The sequence below is a fragment of the Paraburkholderia acidisoli genome (genome assembly GCF_009789675.1).
GTDB lineage: Bacteria > Pseudomonadota > Gammaproteobacteria > Burkholderiales > Burkholderiaceae > Paraburkholderia > Paraburkholderia acidisoli.
Window position 1 is genome coordinate 505,465 of sequence record NZ_CP046913.1, and the last position, 19,964, is coordinate 525,428.

Annotated in this window: 15 protein-coding genes; 11 read left to right on the forward strand and 4 right to left on the reverse strand. The window is 66.6% G+C overall.

Annotated features, from left to right (window positions below; genetic code table 11):
• Window positions 1-206: 206 nt before the first annotated feature.
• Together FAZ98_RS02235 and hmpA are read left to right on the forward strand one after the other, a co-directional pair.
• Window positions 207-836, forward strand: coding sequence for a cob(I)yrinic acid a,c-diamide adenosyltransferase (locus tag FAZ98_RS02235; RefSeq protein WP_158948375.1), 630 nt, complete (start codon window positions 207-209; stop codon window positions 834-836).
• Window positions 837-1,060: 224 nt separating this feature from the next.
• Entirely contained in the window at window positions 1,061-2,263 is a 1,203-nt protein-coding gene (hmpA, locus tag FAZ98_RS02240; RefSeq protein ID WP_158948377.1) for an NO-inducible flavohemoprotein, read from the forward strand.
• Window positions 2,264-2,333: 70 nt separating this feature from the next.
• Here hmpA and FAZ98_RS02245 read toward each other — a convergent pair whose 3' ends face one another.
• Window positions 2,334-3,266, reverse strand: coding sequence for a GlxA family transcriptional regulator (locus FAZ98_RS02245; RefSeq protein ID WP_233272640.1), 933 nt, complete (start codon window positions 3,264-3,266; stop codon window positions 2,334-2,336).
• Window positions 3,267-3,642: 376 nt separating this feature from the next.
• On the opposite strand from FAZ98_RS02245, the gene galU reads away from it, so the two are divergent.
• Window positions 3,643-4,605, forward strand: coding sequence for a UTP--glucose-1-phosphate uridylyltransferase GalU (galU, locus tag FAZ98_RS02250; protein WP_158948381.1), 963 nt, complete (start codon window positions 3,643-3,645; stop codon window positions 4,603-4,605).
• A gap of 82 nt (window positions 4,606-4,687) precedes the next feature.
• On the opposite strand, the gene FAZ98_RS02255 is transcribed toward galU, so the two are convergent.
• On the reverse strand, window positions 4,688-5,140 hold the full coding sequence (locus FAZ98_RS02255) for a GDP-mannose mannosyl hydrolase (protein ID WP_158948383.1): 453 nt from the start codon (window positions 5,138-5,140) through the stop codon (window positions 4,688-4,690).
• A 230-nt stretch (window positions 5,141-5,370) separates the two neighbouring features.
• Window positions 5,371-7,287 carry a hypothetical protein gene (locus FAZ98_RS02260; protein ID WP_407672024.1) on the reverse strand — a complete coding sequence of 639 codons (1,917 nt, stop codon included), beginning with the start codon at window positions 7,285-7,287 and terminating at the stop codon, window positions 5,371-5,373.
• A gap of 760 nt (window positions 7,288-8,047) precedes the next feature.
• Between FAZ98_RS02260 and FAZ98_RS02265 the strand changes: the two genes are divergently transcribed.
• The 7 genes from FAZ98_RS02265 (at window position 8,048) to FAZ98_RS02295 (ending at window position 18,321) form a co-directional block, all read left to right on the forward strand.
• A complete protein-coding gene (locus FAZ98_RS02265) occupies window positions 8,048-9,043 on the forward strand; it encodes a GlxA family transcriptional regulator (protein ID WP_158948387.1) in 996 nt (331 codons plus the stop codon).
• Between the two features lie 152 nt (window positions 9,044-9,195).
• Complete coding sequence (locus FAZ98_RS02270; RefSeq protein WP_158951830.1) at window positions 9,196-10,704, forward strand: mannose-1-phosphate guanylyltransferase/mannose-6-phosphate isomerase; 1,509 nt, start codon at window positions 9,196-9,198, stop codon at window positions 10,702-10,704.
• 28 nt (window positions 10,705-10,732) lie between these two features.
• Window positions 10,733-12,121 carry an undecaprenyl-phosphate glucose phosphotransferase gene (locus FAZ98_RS02275; RefSeq protein WP_158948389.1) on the forward strand — a complete coding sequence of 463 codons (1,389 nt, stop codon included), beginning with the start codon at window positions 10,733-10,735 and terminating at the stop codon, window positions 12,119-12,121.
• A 168-nt stretch (window positions 12,122-12,289) separates the two neighbouring features.
• Window positions 12,290-14,521, forward strand: a complete 2,232-nt coding sequence (locus FAZ98_RS02280) for a polysaccharide biosynthesis tyrosine autokinase (RefSeq protein WP_158948391.1) — start codon at window positions 12,290-12,292, stop codon at window positions 14,519-14,521.
• Window positions 14,522-14,649: 128 nt separating this feature from the next.
• A complete protein-coding gene (gene gmd / locus FAZ98_RS02285) occupies window positions 14,650-15,768 on the forward strand; it encodes a GDP-mannose 4,6-dehydratase (protein WP_158948393.1) in 1,119 nt (372 codons plus the stop codon).
• 3 nt (window positions 15,769-15,771) lie between these two features.
• Window positions 15,772-16,827, forward strand: coding sequence for a GDP-L-fucose synthase family protein (locus tag FAZ98_RS02290; protein WP_158948395.1), 1,056 nt, complete (start codon window positions 15,772-15,774; stop codon window positions 16,825-16,827).
• Window positions 16,828-16,962: 135 nt separating this feature from the next.
• The gene (locus FAZ98_RS02295; protein WP_158948397.1) at window positions 16,963-18,321 is read left to right on the forward strand and encodes a glycosyltransferase WbuB; all 1,359 of its coding nucleotides are present in this window, start codon (window positions 16,963-16,965) and stop codon (window positions 18,319-18,321) included.
• A 73-nt stretch (window positions 18,322-18,394) separates the two neighbouring features.
• Here FAZ98_RS02295 and FAZ98_RS02300 read toward each other — a convergent pair whose 3' ends face one another.
• The gene (locus FAZ98_RS02300) at window positions 18,395-19,030 is read right to left on the reverse strand and encodes a hypothetical protein (protein ID WP_158948399.1); all 636 of its coding nucleotides are present in this window, start codon (window positions 19,028-19,030) and stop codon (window positions 18,395-18,397) included.
• 172 nt (window positions 19,031-19,202) lie between these two features.
• Here FAZ98_RS02300 and FAZ98_RS02305 point away from each other — a divergent pair, with 172 nt between their 5' ends.
• Entirely contained in the window at window positions 19,203-19,877 is a 675-nt protein-coding gene (locus FAZ98_RS02305; RefSeq protein ID WP_158948401.1) for a DapH/DapD/GlmU-related protein, read from the forward strand.
• The last annotated feature ends 87 nt before the right edge of the window (window positions 19,878-19,964 follow it).

The window sequence follows — 19,964 nt, forward strand, 5'->3', positions numbered from 1 at the left end:
GGGCGGGCCCTGGCGCTCGGGGCGCGCGGGAGCGTGGGCGGTATGGTGGTTTTACTGATGTCATCGCAGCGATATCGGCGTGGTTATCACGGCAATTGTGCGGCGCACGAAACCTATAATGACCGCCGCGCCGCCCGTCGTATTCCGGTGCGAGGCATGGGGCGCGGCGCATGCGCACGACAACACGACGCCACGGAGAACACATCATGGGCAATCGCCTGAGCAAGATCGCAACCCGTACCGGCGACGACGGCTCGACCGGTCTCGGCGACGGCAGCCGCGTGCGCAAGGACAGCGCGCGCATCGCGGCTATCGGCGACGTCGACGAACTCAATTCGCAGATCGGCGTGCTGCTGTGCGAGACGTTGCCCGACGACGTGCGCGCGGCGCTGGTCGCGATCCAGCACGATCTGTTCGACCTGGGCGGCGAACTGGCCGTGCCGGGCTACACACTCGTGACCGATGCGCATCTCGCGCGGCTCGACGACTGGCTCGCGCATTACAACGCGACCTTGCCGCCGCTCAAGGAGTTCATTCTGCCGGGCGGCTCGCGCGCGGCGGCGCACGCGCACGTGTGCCGCACCGTGTGCCGGCGCGCGGAGCGGTCGGTGGTGGCGCTGGGGGCATCGGTTTGCGGCGAAGCCTCGGAGGCGCAGACCTCGCCGGTCGCTCCCGTCGCCGACACGCCGCGCCGCTACGTGAACCGGCTCTCCGATCTGCTGTTCGTGCTCGCGCGCGTGCTGAACCGCGCGGCGGGCGGCAGCGACGTGCTGTGGCGCCACGATCGCGGCACGGCCACGAATTCGGAAGACGACGGAGCGAACGACAAAGCGTAAAAGGGCGCGATCGTCGCATTGTCGAATCCGGCCTTTCACCGCGAACGACCCGCCAAATTCAAGCCGGGACAATCAAAACTCGCCGCGCCGCCGCAACGCAAGCCCACCCGCCGCGCCCACGTCCCGGCCGCCATCGGATCCATGCTGAGGTGCGACAAAATGCCCGCGCAAGGCTAAGCCTTAAAAGATGTATTGTTTGTGCATCTTTAAAGGAGAAGCCGCACATGACTGCGCTCACCGTCGACCAGATGGCCCTCGTGAAGGCCACCGCGCCCGTTTTCGCCGAGCACGGCGCCACCATCACGAAGCATTTTTATCAGCGCATGTTCGCCGCGCATCCGGAGCTGAAAAACGTCTTCAACCAGACGCATCAGAAGAGCGGCAGCCAGCCCGAAACGCTCGCGCGCGCCGTCTACGCATACGCGGCCAACATCGACAATCTCGGCGTGCTGGGCGGCGCGGTCACCCATATCGCGCACAAGCACGCGAGCCTGAACATTCGCCCCGAGCACTATCCGATCGTCGGGCGTCACCTGCTCGGTGCGGTCGTCGACGTGCTCGGCGAGGCCGTCGATCAACCCACGCTCGACGCCTGGACCGTGGCCTACGAACAGCTCGCGAATCTCATGATCGGCGTGGAGGCGAAGCTTTACGAGAGCGCGTCGTGGAGCGGTTTCCGGCCGTTCAAGGTGATCCGCAAACACGTGGAAAGCGACGAGATCACCTCGTTCTATCTCGCGCCCGCCGACGGTTCGTCCGCGGGTGGCTTCCAGCCGGGCCAGTACGTGAGCGTCACGCGTTTCGTGGATCGGCTGGGCGTCGATCAGCCGCGTCAGTACAGCCTCTCCGACGCACCGCACGGCAAGTGGCTGCGCATTTCGGTAAAGCGCGAGGCCGCGCGCGGCGAGGCCGAGCCGGGTCACGTCTCGAACCTCATGCACGATGGCGTCGGAGCGGGCACGGTCGTGCACGTGAGCGCGCCGATGGGCGAATTCACGCTCGACCGCACGCCATCGACGCCCGTGGTGCTCGTGAGCGGCGGCGTGGGGATCACGCCCATGGCATCGATGCTCGCGACGCTCGTCGCGGAACGCAGCGATCGCGCGATCACCTTCGTGCACGCATGCCGCAACACGCGCGTGCATGCGTTTCGCGACTGGCTGCAAGGCATCGCGGCCGGGCATCCCAACGTGCGGCGCGCGGTGTTCTACGAGCAGGTGAGCCCGCAGGATCGTTGCGGCATCGACTACGACCACGAAGGCCGCATCGACCTCGCCCGCATCGAGTCCATCGCGCTGCAACCCAATGCCGATTACTACCTCTGCGGTCCCGTCGCGTTCATGCGCGAGCAGCGCGACGCGTTGATCGCTCGCGGTGTCGACGCGGCGCGCATTCATACCGAGATCTTCGGCTCGGGCATGCTGTAAGGCCCATCGCCGATAAAAAACGCCGCGCATCGAGCGCGGCGTTTTGCATTGACGGCATCGAACCGCAAACTCACTCGTTGGACGCGCGCCGGTTCACCGCGCGATAACCGGAAGGCGAGATCGAGAGCCGGCGCCGGAAAATGCGCGCGAGCCGTTCGCCGCGCGGCACGCCGCAGCGCTGCGCGATTTCGTCGATGGGCAGGTTGGTTTGCGCGAGCAAGAGGCAACTCGCGTCGAGCCGCGCGCGCAGCAAGTACTCGCTGGGCGTGAGGCCGGTTTGCGTCTTGAAGTGGCGCAGGAAGTTGCGCATGCTCATCTGCGCGACGCGCGCCGCATCGGCGACCGAAATTGGCTGGTGATAGTTCTCGCGCAGCCAGTGCGCGGCCGAGTTGATCTTCACGTTGGCGCTGTCGGTTTCGCCGTCGTCGAGCATCGCGCCCATGCGTTCCCACGAGCCCGGCATCGAGCCCTCGGACACGCGCTGCGCGAGCGCCACGCCGTGATTGCGCTTGACGACCTTGAGCGCGGCCACCAGCGCCTCGGGTGGCGCGACCACGGAAGCGCTCGCGTTGCGCGCCTCGAGCGCGCGCCGCAACTGTTGCGCCGAGGCCGCCGTGTTGAGTCCGCCGCGCAGGAACGAGACGTCCGCGGCCGCGAGCACCGTGCGCCCTTCGCCGAGCGCGCGAATGATGCGCACTTTCGGCGCGAGCGCCTGGAGCCGCGCGAGCAGGCGTTCGTTGTCGCGCGCAAGGGCGGCACCCGGGCCGCCCGCGATGAAGAGCGTGTCGAAGCCGCTCAGCAGCGGGCCGTGCAGGCTGTCGGTCCAGACGCGCAGGCCGCAACTGCTGGCCACGCTGCCGCCGGTTTCGGAGAGCATAGCGAGCGAGTAGGCGGGAAGCGTGTCCGCGCCCGCGTCGTTGGCGAGCCGAAACACGTCCGCGAGCAGACTCACGTCCCCGAGCGGGAAGCCTTCGAAAACGAGTATGCCGATGCGTTTGGCCACGGTTCCGAACTTGTAGTGAGCGCCGCGCGGCCGAAAAACGGCTGGCCGGCTGATCACCCGATCGATGTGCATGGCCGGTTCCCTCGCGCAGGAAAATTCGCAGGAGTGCGTTGCGAGTACGTTGCTTTCAAGCCTCCGCGTGACGCGCGACCCCTCGAATCGCGTCACGCCGACTCGACTTCATGATAGGCCGCATGCCATGCCCAGCGGGCGTCGCAGTCGGAAAATGCCGAGAAGTTGGCAGAATGGCTCGATATGCGCTGGTTAATCTGAGCCCGCGTCCCTCGCTTTCATCCCGATAGCCAGGCCCCGGCGGCAACGCGGCGGCCGTCATGCACGGGGCGCGCCACCGAACCCTGCGAGAGACGAGACGATCATGATAAAAGTGCGCAAGGCTGTCTTTCCGGTTGCCGGTCTCGGCACGCGTTTCCTGCCCGCCACCAAGGCGAGCCCCAAGGAAATGCTGCCCGTGGTCGACAAGCCGCTCATCCAGTACGCGGTCGAGGAGGCGGTGGCGGCGGGCATCACCGAGCTGATCTTCGTGACGGGGCGCGGCAAGCGCGCGATCGAGGATCACTTCGACAAGTCCTACGAGATCGAGTGCGAGCTCGAGGCGCGCGGCAAGGCGGCGCTGCTCGCGACCGTGCGCAGCATCAAGCCCGCGCATGTCGAATGCTTTTTCGTGCGGCAGGCGGAGCCGCTCGGTCTCGGCCACGCGGTGCTGTGCGCGCAGAAGATCATCGGCGACGAACCGTTCGCAGTCCTGCTCGCCGACGATCTCATCGATGCCGATCCGCCCGTGCTCTCGCAAATGCTCGAACGCTTCAATCACTATCACTGCTCGCTCGTGGCGGTCGAGAACATCGAGCGCGCGGACTCGCGCTCGTACGGCATCGTCACGGGCAAGGCGTGGGACGATCACGTGTTCCGCATGTCGGGCATCGTGGAGAAGCCCGAACCGGCGCTCGCGCTATCCACGCTCGGCGTGGTGGGGCGCTACGTGCTGATGCCGCGTATCTTCGAGCATCTGCGCCGCCTCACACCGGTGCGCGGCGAAGAGTGGCAGTTGAGCGACGCGATCCAGTCGCTGCTCGCCAACGAGCAGGTGCTCGCGTATCGCTACGACGGCCGGCGCTTCGATTGCGGCAGCAAGCTCGGCTATGTGAAGGCGACGGTCGAATACGCGCTGCGTCATCCCGAAGTGCGCGACGCGTTTGGCGAATGGCTGCGTATGCGTGACGCGAAGCATGCGCCCTCGCCGTTGCACGACGCGGCCGCGACCGGCACCGTTGACCTCAACATCGACATCGAGGAAGAAGCCGCGCCGCTCGCCGGCTGAGCGATCTCACGAAGTGTTTCGACCCGACGAACACGCACGGCGCCGGAACGAGCATCCGGCGCCACGCATTGTTACGGCATCCTCAGCAAAAATACGCTTTCGTATTCGGATGCACGTCGTCGCGCGCCACGAGATCTTCGGGCGCGAGCCACGCGTACTGGCTGTGCTGATCGAAGCGTCCGACCGGCACCGCGCTGTCCAGCGTGAACGCATAGGCGAGCACGATGTAGTGCGTGCCAATGCCGTTCTCCGCCGCGAAGTTGTCGGGGTAGAGGTGCTCGTACACGCCGCCGAAGCGCGCGGTGATCCGCTGCATGCCAATGATCCCCAATTCCGTATCGACGATGCGCGTGAACGCGGCGTCGAGCCGTTCGTCCTTGCGGATACGTCCGCCTGGCACGAACCACGTGCCGCGCGCCGGGCGATTGCGCCGTTGGCCCACCAGCACGCGGCCGTCGGCATCGCCGACGATCAGGTCGATCGCGACGAGGGGCGCGAGGCGCACGACGTCGAGGAATTCGGTTGGCGACAGCATGGGCGGTGTTTCCCTGTCGTAGCGTGGTTGGCGTGGTTTTGACGTCTGGTTTTACGTCATCGCCAGCGCGATCGCGTGACGATCGCGCTGATCTTTGTTGTCGTCCGAATACGAAATATTCGTGTTCAGCTGTTCAGTCTAGGCGCAGGTGTTTTGTGTCGCACTGTCCTCTGCCGCCTAAGTCTCGTCATCGTGGGCCAAGATGCGCCGCGCATCGCGGTGCGTGCCCGTCATGGCGCGACATAACCGGCCGGCGTGATCGCGCGCTGCTTCATGGCGGCGAGGTTGTCCGAGACCACGTACACGGGCGACGCGGTAAGACTCAGCGGCAGCACGCCGTCCTTATAGGGCATTGTCGTGGCGTTGCCCATCATGTCGAACACGGTCACGTTGCCCGCGCGGCCGCTCGCGTCCACGGGCAGGCTCCAGTTCGTCGCGCGTGCGGCGTCGAAGCCGGTCTTCGCGTTCCAGCGCGCATTGTCGTGGCTCCAGAGCGCGGTGATGACCTTGCCGTTGGGCCGCGCGAACGCGTACGCGTAGACGCCGGCGGGCGTATCGCGCAACGGCCCGAGCGTGTAGGTGCCGTCGACGATGCGTGTCATCGCGGCCACCGCGAGCGCGGCGGGCTTCGGGCTGATGTCGGTCGCGCCGTACATGCCCTGCGCGTGGTCGAGCTCGAAGAACACGCCATAGCCGGCCGCGCTCTCGGGCATGTCCTGGGTATAGAACACGAAGGTGGTGTTCGCGCCTTCGCCCAGCAGGATCAGATGCGTGCGCGCGACCACGGCGCCTTGCGCGTAGAGCGTATTCGCGTCGGGATATTGCGGGCCGTATTTCGTGCCGATGTCGTAGCTGATGCCCGTTTCGGTCACGAAGAGCGGCGCGCCGGGCTTGAGCACGTCGCGCATCGTCGCGCGCAGCGCGCGCATTGCCACGGGCAGCGAGGTCGTGCCCTTCTCGTTGGTGTCGCCGAGCCGTTCCGGCGGATGCGACGGGCTCGTGCCGAAGTCGTAGTAGCCGTGTATCGTCACGCCGTCGAGATACTTCGCGATGCCTAGTTGTGCGAATTTTTTCAGCCACTTCGTGTTGCCGTCCACGCCCGCATAAGTCGGGCCCATCACGATTGCCGTGGGGTCGGTCGAATGCACGCCTTCGTACACGGCTTTATAAAGATCGACGAAATGCGCGTCGGTGTCTTTCCAGGGCAAGCCGCCGTCGGCGTCCGGTTCCCACGTCACCTGATAGTAGTTGTGCGCCTGGCGCGGGAAATAGCGGGCGCGCACCCGTGCCGACTCGGTCCCCACGCGCGCCATGTAGTCCTTCTGGTCCGCGCTCGAAGTGGGCGCGAAGCTGTGCGTCTCCTTGCCGTCGGGGCTCGCCCACGCGGGAATGCCGTCGAGCAGGATCAGGCGCATGATGTCGCCCTGGCGGAAATACGGCGCGAGTTCGTTGGTGTTCGGATTGAAGGTGTCGCGCGCCTTCGGCTCCATCGTGTACCAGCGGCGCTCGTCGTTGGCCCAGCTGAGACCGAGGTCGGTGTAAAGCGGACGAAAGCCGTCGCCGCCACAGCAATGCTGGCCTGGCGCGAGATACGCCGTACCCTGCGCGCCGAAGCGATGCAGATCCTGGTGCGCGAAGGTCGGCGCGGGCAGCGCGGCGCTCACGTCGGGCAGCACGCCAAACGTCGTGATGCCGGCGGGCCGCGTGCCGCGCTGCGGCAACGCGGCGCTGGGCTGCGAGGCGAGCGTGGCCGTGAACGCGTAATAGCCCGCGCGCGGCAGCGTGCAGGTGAGGGCCGTCACGCGTGCGCCTGCGGTCACGCCGAAGTCGCCGCTCGCCTGCGGACGATTCCAGGCATCCGCGAGTTGCCATTGCACCTTGTCGTCGCGCGCGGCTTTCGTCGTCACGTCGATACGCACGCTGCGTCCGTGCGGGAACAACCGCGTGCCGTCGCTGCCGGGGGTATCGGCGGCAATGGGCGTGTCGTCGGCGGCTTGCGCCGGGCTGGCGGTGCTCGCAGCCGTCTTGCAGACAGGGGCGTCGGCGCTGGGCGCCGCAGCATGGGCGAGCCCAGGCGCCGCGAGCAACGGCAGCAGCAGCCACGCCATGGCATGGCGTCGCGCGAGGTTCACGAACGTCGTGTACAACGTAGCGCTCGCGTTCGGTTGGCCGACATGACGGCGCGAGGCGTGTGAGCAGGCGGAAAACGGCAGGCCGGCGAGTCGCACAAGGAATGGCATCGGGCGGCACCCTATCGGAGGCGGTCGAAGGTTGTCGAAGGTTTGTCGACATGTGTGCCAAGCCTAGTGGCAAGCGCGTGCCGCTCGCCGCCAGGGTCCAGGCTTTTCACGCAATCGCGCGCTTGCCACCCGGCGCGTATCGGCCGCGCGCCAGGCTATGTGCGCCAACGCACGCACCGGAGAATCAAGTAAATGCCCGCTGGATTTATCTGCTATTGTGCAGTGCAAACGGGAATAAAAGGTTTAATATCCCGACTGCGCGAACTTTAAAGGGCGTTTAAAGCTTATATAACATCCTTAAATCAGACGAATTAGTGCGCTGTCTTTTGCATTACTCAGACCATTCCATCCTGCACTGAAGTGCATTGATCGGAAGTTTCCCACGGTTTTATCGTACCAAAGGCGAAAATTCCGCCCGGACCAAACGGGGCGGCAGTTTTGGCGTCTCCATGTATTCGAACAAATCAGTTTAAAGCGGCTTGAAAAGGCTTTTCAAGCCGTGATGCGCATGCTTCAAAACGGTCCGCGACCGGACTCAATGCGCCAATGTCTCGCTAGTTTCGGTCAGTCGTGGTTGCGTCTATTTTTATCTGTCTATGATGCACTGCACACGGAATGCTATTACCACGACTTTTCACTTTGGACGGGGGATGTTTAGGGGAAAAGCATGGCGTACGCAAGTCTGGATTTACCGTCGTATACCCGTCCGCATTTCGTTACCGCGGGCGTCAGTCGGGAAGTGCGTCATATCGCAATACTGCTGTTCGATGGTTGTTCATTGCTCGGCGCCGGCATCGTGGCCGAAGTGTTTCATGTGGCGAATGAACTCTCTTCCGATACCTCTCGCAGTTCGCCTTACGACGTCAGCATTCTTTCAGCCGATGGCGGCAACGTAACCTGCTCGTCTTCGGTACGGGTCTGGACCGATGGACTCGACGCGCGTCACTTCGTCGGCTTCGACGCGCTCTTCGTGGCAGGCGGCAAAGGTGCATTCGCGGCCGCCAACGACGAGCGTCTCACCGCCTGGCTTCGTCATGTGCATGCGAATACCGGAACCATTCGTCCGATCGGCGAAGGCCGCGCCTTGCTCGAAGCCGCCAATCTGTGCGGCCAGCGCACGCAGCGCGAGTTCGGTTCGTATGCGATGCAGACCACGCGCGAGGACAACGGCGGCGACGCCGGCGATCGTCTGGAGTCGATGAAAAGCGCGCTCACGCTCGTCAAGCGCGATCTTGGCGTGGATGTCGCGCGCGCCGTGACGGAGCGTCTCATGCCCGATTCCGGGGGCAACCTCATGCCGTTCCTCGGCGACGCGCTCGGCAGCGCGCCCGCCGACAAGGTGCGCGCAGCGGCACGCTGGCTGCAGGAAAACTGCCAGCGCGCCATTTCGATCGCGGACGCCGCACAGGTGGCCGCGATGAGCGAGCGCAACTTCCTGCGCCGCTTCAAGCTTGAGATGGGCATCACGCCATCGGATTACCTTTTGCATGCGCGGCTGGCGATCACCTGCAGCCTGCTCACCGATTCGGAGTTGCCGGTCGACAAGATCGCGCGCCGGACCGGCATGGGCAACGGGGACCGTCTCGCCAAGATTTTCCGCAAGCGCATGATGATTTCACCCACTGAATATCGCGAGCAAAGCCGCCGCGAAGCGGGCGCATAAGGCCGCTTCAGTGCAGCTTTCGACACGCCGGGCCGGTTCGCGGGGAACCGGCCCCAAGGTATCGCACGTCGCGAGACGGGGCGATCCTGCACTATTGTCTAGGAGTCCGAAACATGATTGAAAGATCAGCAGGCGGCCCGGATCAGGAACAGATGCGCGCACCGCAGGAACCGGCAACGACGCAGGGGCAGGATCAGGAACAGGCCACGCCGTGCACGCGCATCGTGCCGGTGGTGCTCGCGGGCGGCTCGGGCACGCGGCTGTGGCCGATGTCGCGCGAGCAGTTTCCGAAGCAGTTGATCGGCGTGGTCGGCAGCGACACGCTGTTGCAGGCGACGGTGCACCGGCTCGACGGTTTCGCGCCCGAATGGCAGGTCGCGAAGGACCCGATCGTCGTGTGCGGCGAAGAGCATCGCTTCGTGATCGTCGAGCAATTGCACGCCTGCGGTCTGGACGCGCGGCTCGTGGTGGAACCGGCGCGCCGCGACACGGCGCCCGCGCTCACGCTGGCGGCGGCAGTCGCCTGCGCCGAAGGCGAGGACGCGATCCTCGTGGTGATGCCGTCCGACCACGCGATTGCCGACACGCCCGCATTGCAGCAAGCGCTCGCGAGCGCCGCGCGTCACGCGCAACGCGGCGCGATCGTCACGCTCGGCGTGCCGCCGCGCTCGCCCGAAACGGGCTTCGGCTATATCCGCATCGGCGAGGCGATCGACGACGGCGCGCATCGCATCGACGGCTTCGTGGAAAAGCCCGCGCCCGAACTCGCGACGCAATACGTGGCGCAAGGCGGCTACTGGTGGAACAGCGGCATCTTCGTGATGCGCGCGAGCGTGTGGCTCGACGCGTTGCGCGCGCTGCAACCCGACATGCACGCGGCCTGCCTCGCGTCGTTTGTCGAAGGCAAGCTCGACGGCGGCACGTTCCGCCCGGGCAAGGACGCGTTCACGAACACGCCCGCCGACTCCATCGACTATGCCGTGATGGAGCGTCTTTCCAAGAGCAGCGGCTGGGCGCCCGAGGGCGTGGTGATCGCGCTCGACGCGGGCTGGTCCGACCTCGGCTCGTGGGACGCCGTGTGGGCCGCGCTCGACAAGGACGAAGACGGCAACGTGGGGCGCGGGCGCGTGGAGTTCGAAGGCGCCGTCGCGACCTATGCGCATTCGGAAGGCCGGCTCGTGGCCTGCGTGGGCACCTCGAATCTCGTGGTGGTCGAAACCGCCGACGCCGTGCTCGTGGCCGATCGCTCGAAAGTGCAGGACGTGAAGGGGCTCGTCACGCGCATCAAGGCGCAGCGCGCGCCGGAGGCGGACGCGCACCGCAAGGTGCAGCGCCCGTGGGGCTTCTACGATTCGATCGATCAGGGCGAGCGGTTCCAGGTCAAGCGCATCGTCGTCACGCCGGGCGCGCGGCTCTCGCTGCAACTGCATCATCATCGCGCCGAACACTGGACGGTCGTGCGCGGCACGGCGCTCGTCACGCGCGGTGAGGAGACCTTCCTGTTGAGCGAGAACGAATCGACGTATATCCCGCTCGGTGTGCGTCACCGGCTCGAAAACCCCGGCAAGATGCCGCTCGAAATCATCGAAGTGCAGTCGGGCGCGTATCTCGGCGAGGACGACATCGTCCGCTTCGACGACACCTACGGCCGTTGCGGCTGAGCCGCCACGCACCTCCAGGGTTACCGATATGCGCGAGCTTCAAAACCTGATGGCGAGAGTGCTGGACGTCTCCGCGGTCCTGCTCGGCGCGAGCCTGGCCTCGGAGATCCGTTTCGACGACGTCGCGCCGCGCGGCGTGAACGAAGCGTTCGTCTTGCTCGCGGCCGCCTTCGCACTCGTGATCTTTCCGGCGTTCGAGCTGTATCAGTCGTGGCGCGGCCGTTCCAAGGTGCTGCTCGCGAGCCAGGTGTCGCTGGCCTGGCTTGTCGTGCAGGGCTGCGCGTTGCTGGCCATGTACTCGACGATGCACCACGTGGATGCGGTGTCGCGCTTGTGGTTCGCCTACTGGACCGCGCTCGCGGGCGGTTTGCTGATCACGTGGCGCGTGGCCGCGCACGGCGTGCTCGCGCACGTGCGGCGCGCGGGTCACAACCTGCACCAGGTGGCGATCGCCGGTTCGGCTTCGCAGTGCGACGAGATCGTGCGCCGGATCGGCAAGGAACCCAGTTCGGGTTTCCGTGCCAGCGCGATGCTCAACACGGTGCCGAACGGCACGCCGATCAACGGCAACGGCGCGGCCGTGTGCAATACCGTCGAGGCGTTCGCGCAGTTCATCCGCGAACACGACGTGCATGAGTTGTGGCTCGCGCTCTCGCTCGCCGAGGAGCGAACGGTCGCGCGGCTCGTCACCGAGTTTCGCAACGACCTCGTGAACATCCGCTTCATTCCCGACGTGCGCTCGCTCGCGCTGTTCGAGACCAGTAGCGTGATCGAGCTGCTCGGCGTGCCCGCCATCAATCTCGTGGCCTCGCCCCTGCCGGCTAGCGCGCAGTTCAAGAAGGCGCTGTTCGACCGGCTGTTCGCGAGCGCGGCGATCCTCACGCTGCTGCCCTTGCTGATCGCCATTGCCATTGCCGTGAAGCTCTCGTCGCGCGGGCCGGTGCTGTTCAAGCAACGCCGCAAGGGCGCCGACGGCCGCGTGTTCACCATCTACAAGTTCCGCTCGATGCGCGTGCACACGGAGGCCGCGGGCACGGTGAGCCAGGCGACCCGCGACGATCCGCGCGTGACGAAGCTGGGCGCGTTCCTGCGCCGCACGAGCCTCGACGAGTTGCCGCAGTTCTTCAACGTGCTGCGTGGCGACATGTCGGTGGTCGGGCCGCGGCCGCATGCGCTCGAACACGACGATCTCTATCGCGGCGTGGTGGCGGGCTACATCCACCGCTATCGCATCAAGCCGGGCATCACGGGCTGGGCGCAGGTCAACGGCTTTCGCGGCGAGACCGACCGCCTCGAAAAGATGGAACTGCGCGTGGCACACGATCTGTACTACCTCGGGCACTGGTCGTTCTGGCTCGACATGCGCATCATCGCGGCGACCATCGTGCGCGGCTTCTTCAACCCGAATGCGTACTGAGAAACGTAAGGCCTGCTAACTGGCGGAGCGCGGCAGGCAGGAAAGCACTGGCAAAAACAGGCAAAAACAGGCAGGCGAACAACAACACCAACGACGCGCGCGAGCAGGCGTTACGGCGCGCGGGGGCTCACTGGACTCACCAGGTTCACCCGTATCGGGAGAGGGAAGATGGCGATGAACTATGACGGCGGCTATGGCTATGCCATGGCCGGCACGGAGGAGCGGTACCTGGGCGACTACCTGCAGACGCTCGCGGCGAACTGGCGCGTCATTGCGCTCGTGACGCTCGCGGTCACGCTGCTCGGTACGGCCTATGCATTCATCGCGCAGCCGACGTATCGCGCCGACGTGATGTTCCATCTCGTCGACAAATCGGACGACGGCAAGAAGAACGCGACGCTGCCGCCGCTCACGGGCATGTTCGACGAAAAGACTTCGGCGAACGGCCAGATCGAAATGCTCAAGTCGCGTCTCGTCACCGAGGAAACGGTGCGGCGCCTGCACCTCGACATCGGCGCGCATCCGCGTGAAATGCCGGTGCTCGGCGGCGTGCTGCAAGGGCTCATGAACGGCAAGTGGGGCTTCAAGCCGCCCGCGTTCCTCGAGTCGTCGAACTATGCGTGGGGCCGCGGCGCGATCGGCGTGTCGCGCTTCGACACGCCCGACGCGCTGTTCGATCGTCCGTTCACGCTCGTGGCGGGCGAGAACGGCACCTACGTGCTGCGCGACCCCGACGGCATTCCGCTGTTCGACGGTCACGTGGGGCAGGACGTCAAGGCCAATACCGCCGACGGCCCCATCGCCCTGCGCGTGGACAGCTTGAGCGGCCCGGCCGGCACGCCTTTCGTGCTCACGCGCGCCTCGACGCTCACCACGGTGGAGCGCCTGCAAAAGTCGCTCGACGTGGGCGAAGTGGGGCTGCAATCGGGCGTGATCCGCGCGAGCCTCGAAGGCCACGACAGCAAGCTCACGGCCGCGATCCTCAACAGCATGGCCAACGAATTCATCGAGCAGGACGTGGAAAGCCGCTCGGCCGAAGCCGAACACATGCTCGCGTTCCTCGACCAGCAACTGCCGCAACTGCGCGCCCAGGTGGATGCCGCCGAGCAGAAGTACAACAACTTCCGCAACGCGCACGGCACCGTCGATCTCGGCGAGGAAAGCCGCCTGCTGCTGCAACAGGTGGTGGACAACAAGACGCGCCTCGTCGATCTCCAGCAGCAACGCGCCGAACTCGTGCAGCGCTTCACCGAGCATCACCCCGCCGTGGCCGCGCTCGACGCGCAGATCGCCACGCTGCAGGGCGCGCAATCCACGCTCACCAAGCACGTGCAAACGCTGCCCGATACCGAGCAGACGGCCGTGCGTCTTCTGCGCGACGTGCATGTGAACACCGAGCTGTACACGAACCTGCTCAACAGCGCGCAGCAGCTGCGCGTGGCGAAGGCGGGTCAGGTGGGCGACGTGCGCGTGGTCGACTACGCGCAGGCACCCGACGATCCCGTGCGGCCGAAGCGCCTCCTCATCATCATCGTGTCGATCGGTGTTGGCCTGATTCTCGGCATGCTGATCGCGTTCGTGCGCAAGTCGCTCTACGGCGGCGTGGAGCGTCCCGACGAACTCGAAGCGGCGCTTGGCGTGCCGGTGTTCGCGGTGGTGCCGCGCAGCCCGAAGCAGTTGCGCCTGCAACATCACGTCTCCACGCGCCGCCGCGGCCTGCACGTGCTCGCGCAGCAGTCGCCCCAGGACGTGGCCGTGGAAGGCGTGCGCAGCCTGCGCACCACGCTGCAACTGTCGCTCGCGGAGGCGGGCAACAACATCGTCATGCTCACGGGCTCGCGGCCCGACGTCGGCAAGTCGTTCCTTTCGGTCAATCTCTCGGCGCTGGTCGCTTCGGTGAACAAGCGCGTGTTGATCGTCGATGGCGACATGCGGCGCGGCGACGTGCATTCGCACTTCGGCATCGCGCATCAGCCGGGTTTGTCGGACGTGCTGCTCGGCGCCGATCTCGCCGCGTCGATCCAGCGCGACGTGCTGCCGGGTCTCGACGTGCTCGCGAAGGGCTCGCTGCATTCGCATCCGTCCGAATTGCTGATGAGCGGACGCTTCGAGACGCTGCTCGAAGAGCTCAAGGCGAAGTACGACCTCGTGATCATCGACACGCCGCCCGTGCTCGCGGTGACGGACTCGACCGTGATCGGCCGCTACGCGGGCACGACGCTGCTGGCGATTCGCCATGGCCGCCATCCGCTTTCCGAGCTGGAGGAAACGGTCAAGCGTCTGCGCATCGGCGGCGTGAATTTGCGCGGCGTGCTGCTCACCGACGTGCCGAAGACGGGCGCGTTCATCGGCGGCGGTTATCGCGGCGGTTACTACGGTTACGAAAGCATCGCCGGTTGAGACGGGCCGGAAGCACTGTTTGATAGCGCGCCTCGCATCGACGAGGTCTTGCAGATGGAATCCGCCACCGTTCGCGGCGGCGGCAAACCACACACCCAATTCGCACGAAAGCGAGGGAGGAAGTCACGATGTCACGTAAGGTTGCGTTGATCACCGGCATCACCGGTCAGGACGGCTCCTATCTGGCCGAATTGCTGCTCGCCAAGGGCTACGAAGTGCACGGCATCAAGCGTCGCTCGTCGCTCTTCAACACGGACCGCATCGATCACCTGTATCGCGACGTGCACGATCCGGAGCAGGGCATCCAGCTCCATCACGGCGAACTCACGGATTCGACGGCGCTGCTGCGCGTGATCCAGCGCGTGGGCCCCGACGAGATCTACAACCTCGCGGCGCAGAGCCACGTGGCCGTTTCGTTCGAGGAACCCGAATACACGGCCAATGCCGACGGTCTGGGCACGCTGCGTATTCTGGAAGCGATCCGCATTCTCGGCATGACGAAGAAGACGCGCTTCTATCAGGCGTCCACCTCGGAACTCTACGGCCTCGTGCAGGAAGTGCCGCAACGCGAGACCACGCCGTTCTACCCGCGCAGCCCGTATGCGGTCGCGAAGCTGTTCGCGTACTGGACCACGGTGAACTACCGCGAGGCGCACGGCATCTACGCGTGCAACGGCATTCTGTTCAATCACGAGTCGCCGCAACGTGGCGAGACTTTCGTCACGCGCAAGATCACGCGCGCGATCGCCCGCATTTCCGTCGGCCTGCAAAAGGTGCTCTATCTGGGCAATCTTTCGGCGATGCGCGACTGGGGTCACGCGCGCGATTACGTGGACATGCAATGGCGCATGCTCCAGCAGAACGAGCCGGAAGACTACGTGATCGCCACGGGCGTGCAGTACAGCGTGCGCGATTTCGTGCGCTACGCCGCCGAGGAACTGGGCGTGACGGTGCGCTTCGAAGGCGAAGGCGTGGATGAAGTGGGGATCGTCGACAAGGTGGAAGGCCGCGAGACGCGCCTCGAACCCGGCGACGTGATCGTGCGCGTCGACCCGCGCTACTTCCGCCCGACCGAAGTGGAAACGCTGCTCGGCGACGCCAGCAAGGCGCAGCAAAAGCTCGGCTGGCGTCCCACCACGACCTTCGAGCAACTCGTGAAGGAAATGGTGCGTTCCGACTTCCAGATCGCCCGGCGCGACGCGCTCGTCACGCTGGCCGGCTTCCGGGCTCTCGAACATCACGAGTGACGCATGGACAAGAACTCCCGCATCTTCGTGGCCGGTCATCGCGGCATGGTGGGCTCGGCGCTCGTGCGCGCGTTGCAGGCGCACGGCTACTGGAATCTCGTCACGCGCACGCACGCGCAGCTCGATCTCACCGATCAGCGCGCGGTGAACGCGTTCTTCGAAAGCGAGAACATCAATGCCGTGCTGCTCGCGGCCGCGAAAGTGGGCGGCATTCTCGCCAACTCCACGCAGCCCGCGCAGTTCGCCTACGACAATCTCGCGATCGAGACCAACGTGATTCGCGCGGCCCACGACACGGGCGTGGAGCGGCTCGTGTTCTTCGGCTCGTCGTGCATTTATCCGCGCGACTGTCCGCAGCCGATTCGCGAGGCGTATCTGCTCACCTCGCCGCTCGAACCCACCAACGAGGCCTATGCGATCGCCAAGATCGCGGGCCTCAAGCTGTGCGCGGCGTACAACCAGCAGTACGGCACGCATTTCGTCTCGCTGATGCCGACCAACCTCTACGGTCCCAACGACAACTACGACCTGAAGAGCAGCCACGTGCTGCCCGCGCTGATCCGCAAGGCGCATGAAGCGCGCGTGAGCGGCGCGCCCGCGTTGTCGGTGTGGGGCTCGGGCACGCCGCGCCGCGAGTTCCTGCACGTGGACGATCTCGCCGACGCGACGATCTTCGTGCTCGAACACGACACCGACGACGGCGTCTACAACGTGGGCGTGGGCGAGGATCTGTCGATTCGCGAACTCGCGCAGCGCATCTGCGAGGTCGTCGGCTTCGAGGGCGAACTCGTGTTCGACGCGAGCAAACCCGACGGCACGCCGCGCAAGCTGCTCGACGTCTCGCGGCTGGGCGGTCTGGGCTGGCACGCGCGCATCGGGCTCGAAGAAGGGCTCGCGCGCACCTATAGCGACTTCCTGCAGACGCAGGAGGCGGGTTCGACCCGTGAGGCGCACGCCGCCGCGCCGCTCGACACGCCGGTCGCCGCGCCCTCTGCATCCGCCCCGCAGGCGCAGGTCAACGTCAGCGCGCCTGCCTTCGCCGCGGTGGCGCGCGCCTGAGCGCGACGGTCAGCCGGTTATGGCGGACGTCGTGTTGGGACCGGATATCGACGTCCGCCTTTTTTACGTCCGGCGCCGTCTGCGCCCGCGCGCGCCGGCCGTGCGCCCGAACACTCGGAGCAGGAAGCCGAAGCAATGAGAATCCTGATCTACGGACTGAACTACGCGCCCGAAGTGACCGGCGTGGGCAAGTACACGGCCGAGATGGCCGAAGGGCTCGCCGCGCGGGGCCACGACGTGCGGGTGGTGTGCGCGCCGCCGTACTACCCGCAGTGGCAGGTGCACGAGGGCTGGCGCGCATGGCAGTACCGGCGTGAAAGCGCGCACGGCGTGAGCGTGCGGCGCGCGCCCCTGTGGGTGCCGAAGCGGCCAGGCGGCGCGAAGCGCATCCTGCATCTCGCGAGCTTCGCGCTCGCCTCGCTGCCGCTGCTGCTGCGCGAGGCGTTCTGGCGTCCGCACATCGTCATGCCGATCGCGCCCACGCTGTTGTGCGCGCCCGGCGCGCTCATGCTCGCGCGCGCCAGCGGCGCGAAAGCATGGCTGCATATTCAGGATTTCGAAGTGGATGCCGCGTTCGAGCTCGGTCTGCTCGAAGGCGGCGATCAGGCGTTCGCGGCGCGTGCCGCGCGCGGTTTCGAGCGCACGCTGTTGCGCCGCTTCGACGTGGTGTCGTCGATTTCGCCGCGCATGGTCGAGCGCGTGGTCGACAAGGGCGTGGAAGCGGCCCGCGCCGAGTGTCTGCCGAACTGGGTCGACACCAACGCGATCTATCCGCTGCCGCAGCCGAGCGTGTTCCGCCAGCGCCTCGGCATCCCGCCCGGCAATGCCGTGGTGCTGTACTCGGGCAACATGGGCGCGAAGCAGGGCATCGACATTCTCGCGGATGTCGCCACGGCGCTCGCCGCGCGGCGCGACATCAGCTTCGTGTTTTGCGGCGATGGCGCGGCGAAGCACGAACTCGCCGCGCGCTGCGCCGCGTTGCCCAACTGCCACTTGCTGCCGCTGCAACCGGTGACGCTGCTCAACGAGCTGCTCAATGTCGCCGACATTCACGTGCTGCCGCAACGCGCCGACGCCGCCGATCTCGTGATGCCCTCCAAGCTCACCGGCATGCTCGCGAGCGGGCGCGCCGTGGTGGCCATGGCGCGGCCCGGCACGAGTCTCTTCAACGTGGTGACGGATCTGGGCGTGGTCGTTCCGCCCGAGGACGGCGACGCGCTCGCCGGGGCGATCGCCGCGCTGGCCGGCGATGCCGCGCGGCGCGCGGCGCTCGGCCGTGCCGCGCGCCGTTACGCGCAGCAATGGCTCTCGCCGGACGCGATTTTCGGAGCGCTCGAAGCGCGCATGGCGGCGCTCGCGGGCGTGAGCGCGGGCTCGGCCGCGCCAGCAACGGTGCGGGTCCAGACGCCCGAACCGGCGCGGGTTCCGCATCCGGCCGACGCGCTCCACGCCAGCCGCCCGACGCTGCCCGAAGTCGAACGCACCGACGTTTGACGCGGCGGCGCGTGCCTCGCGCCCCGCGCTGTCACGGCGTCATCGACGCGCGCTTGTCACGCGCAGCCGCCGCTCACCAGGGCGACTTGTACAACTGTCCCGCCGACTGCCGCTGCGACGCATACGGGCTGCCGTAGAGCTGCGCGGCGGGCGACGTCTGGCTCGCGCCGTAGTCGTACGCGGCCTTGCCGTTGCCCGCGGCCGTGCCGCTGTATTTCGAGCCCGCCTGGCCAATGCGCTTGCGAATGTTGCTGTCGCCGCTGCGCGTGGGACTCGCGGCCGAGGCGCTGCTCGCCGCGTAGAAGTCCGACGGGTTCATGACCGTCATGCGCGACTCGCTCGTGAGCTTGTGCTCGGCGGCGGCGGGCGAGGCGCCGTCGGTGGTGTACGGGTCGGCGGCGTAGGGGTTGTCCTGGGAGGTCGACGGGCCGCCCATCAGGCGCTGCTCGTCGGCTTTGGAACGGCGGATCGCGCTCGACAGATCGTTGCCCGACGCGCCCGAGGTATCGCCCGAGGTATCGCCACTCGAACTCGCCGACGATGTCGATGACGACGACCCTCCGCCGCGCTGCTGCGCCTGCGCGGCAAACGGCCAGGCGAGGCACACGGCGCACGCGCTCGCCAACGCGCAGCCACGCGCCAACGCCGCGAGCCGCGGGGCCTTGCGCATTGCCGCGGGCGACGAAACGGAACCGCTCGATGAAGCCATGTACGTCCTCCTGCCTGCCGCGCGTGGGCGGCGTCATTCCGGCATGGTGCGCGCGGCGGCTCGCGCGGCCGCGCCAAAACCCCGGCGGTCTCGGCCAGGCGCGCGAAGCGGCGCGGGCGCGGCCCGATAATCGACCTGACATTCGCAACGCCAACACCCCGAAGGAGGGCGCATGACGCAAGCGGTGGACCGGCTCGACGGCCTCGATCGACGCACGCGCGCACCGCGCGCCGATGCCGCGCGCGTGGCCGCCACGGCTTCGCCCGCGGCCACCGCCGCCACCGGAGCGCAGGCGCCGCGCGTGATCGACCTGAGTCTTGCGGGCAAGGGCAACTACGTCGCGCGGCGCGGCAAGCTCGTGCAGGCCGCGTGGTACGTCGTCGAGACCTGCGTGCTCGACAACCGGCTGCTGCCGTTCTCGGGCCTGCGCGCGGGCTTGCTGCGCCTGTTCGGCGCGAAGATCGGCCGTGGCTGCCGGCTCGTGCATCCCATGCGCGTGAAGGCGCCGTGGAATCTCGAACTCGGCGAGAACTGCTGGGTGGGCGTGGACGTGTGGATCTACAACCAGGCGCCCATCCGCATTGGCGCGAACGTGTGTCTTTCGCAGGGCGCGTTCTTGAGCGCGGGCTCGCACGACATGCGCACGAACATGGACCTGCGCGTGGCGCCCATCGTCATCGAGGACGGCGTGTGGATCTCGTCCAAATGCGTCGTGCAGATGGGCGTGACGATCGGGCGCTCGGCCGTGGTCACGCCGCTTTCGGTGGTGCACCGTTCGCTGGAAGCGGGCGGCGTGTACGGCGGCAATCCGTGCCGCTTCATTCGCTGGCGTTTCGACGATCGCTGAACGCCGCGCACCACAAACACACGCTTTTCGTCGATCACACGAGCGGGCCGTTCGGCCCGCTCGCTTCGCTTCGACACCTCACATCGA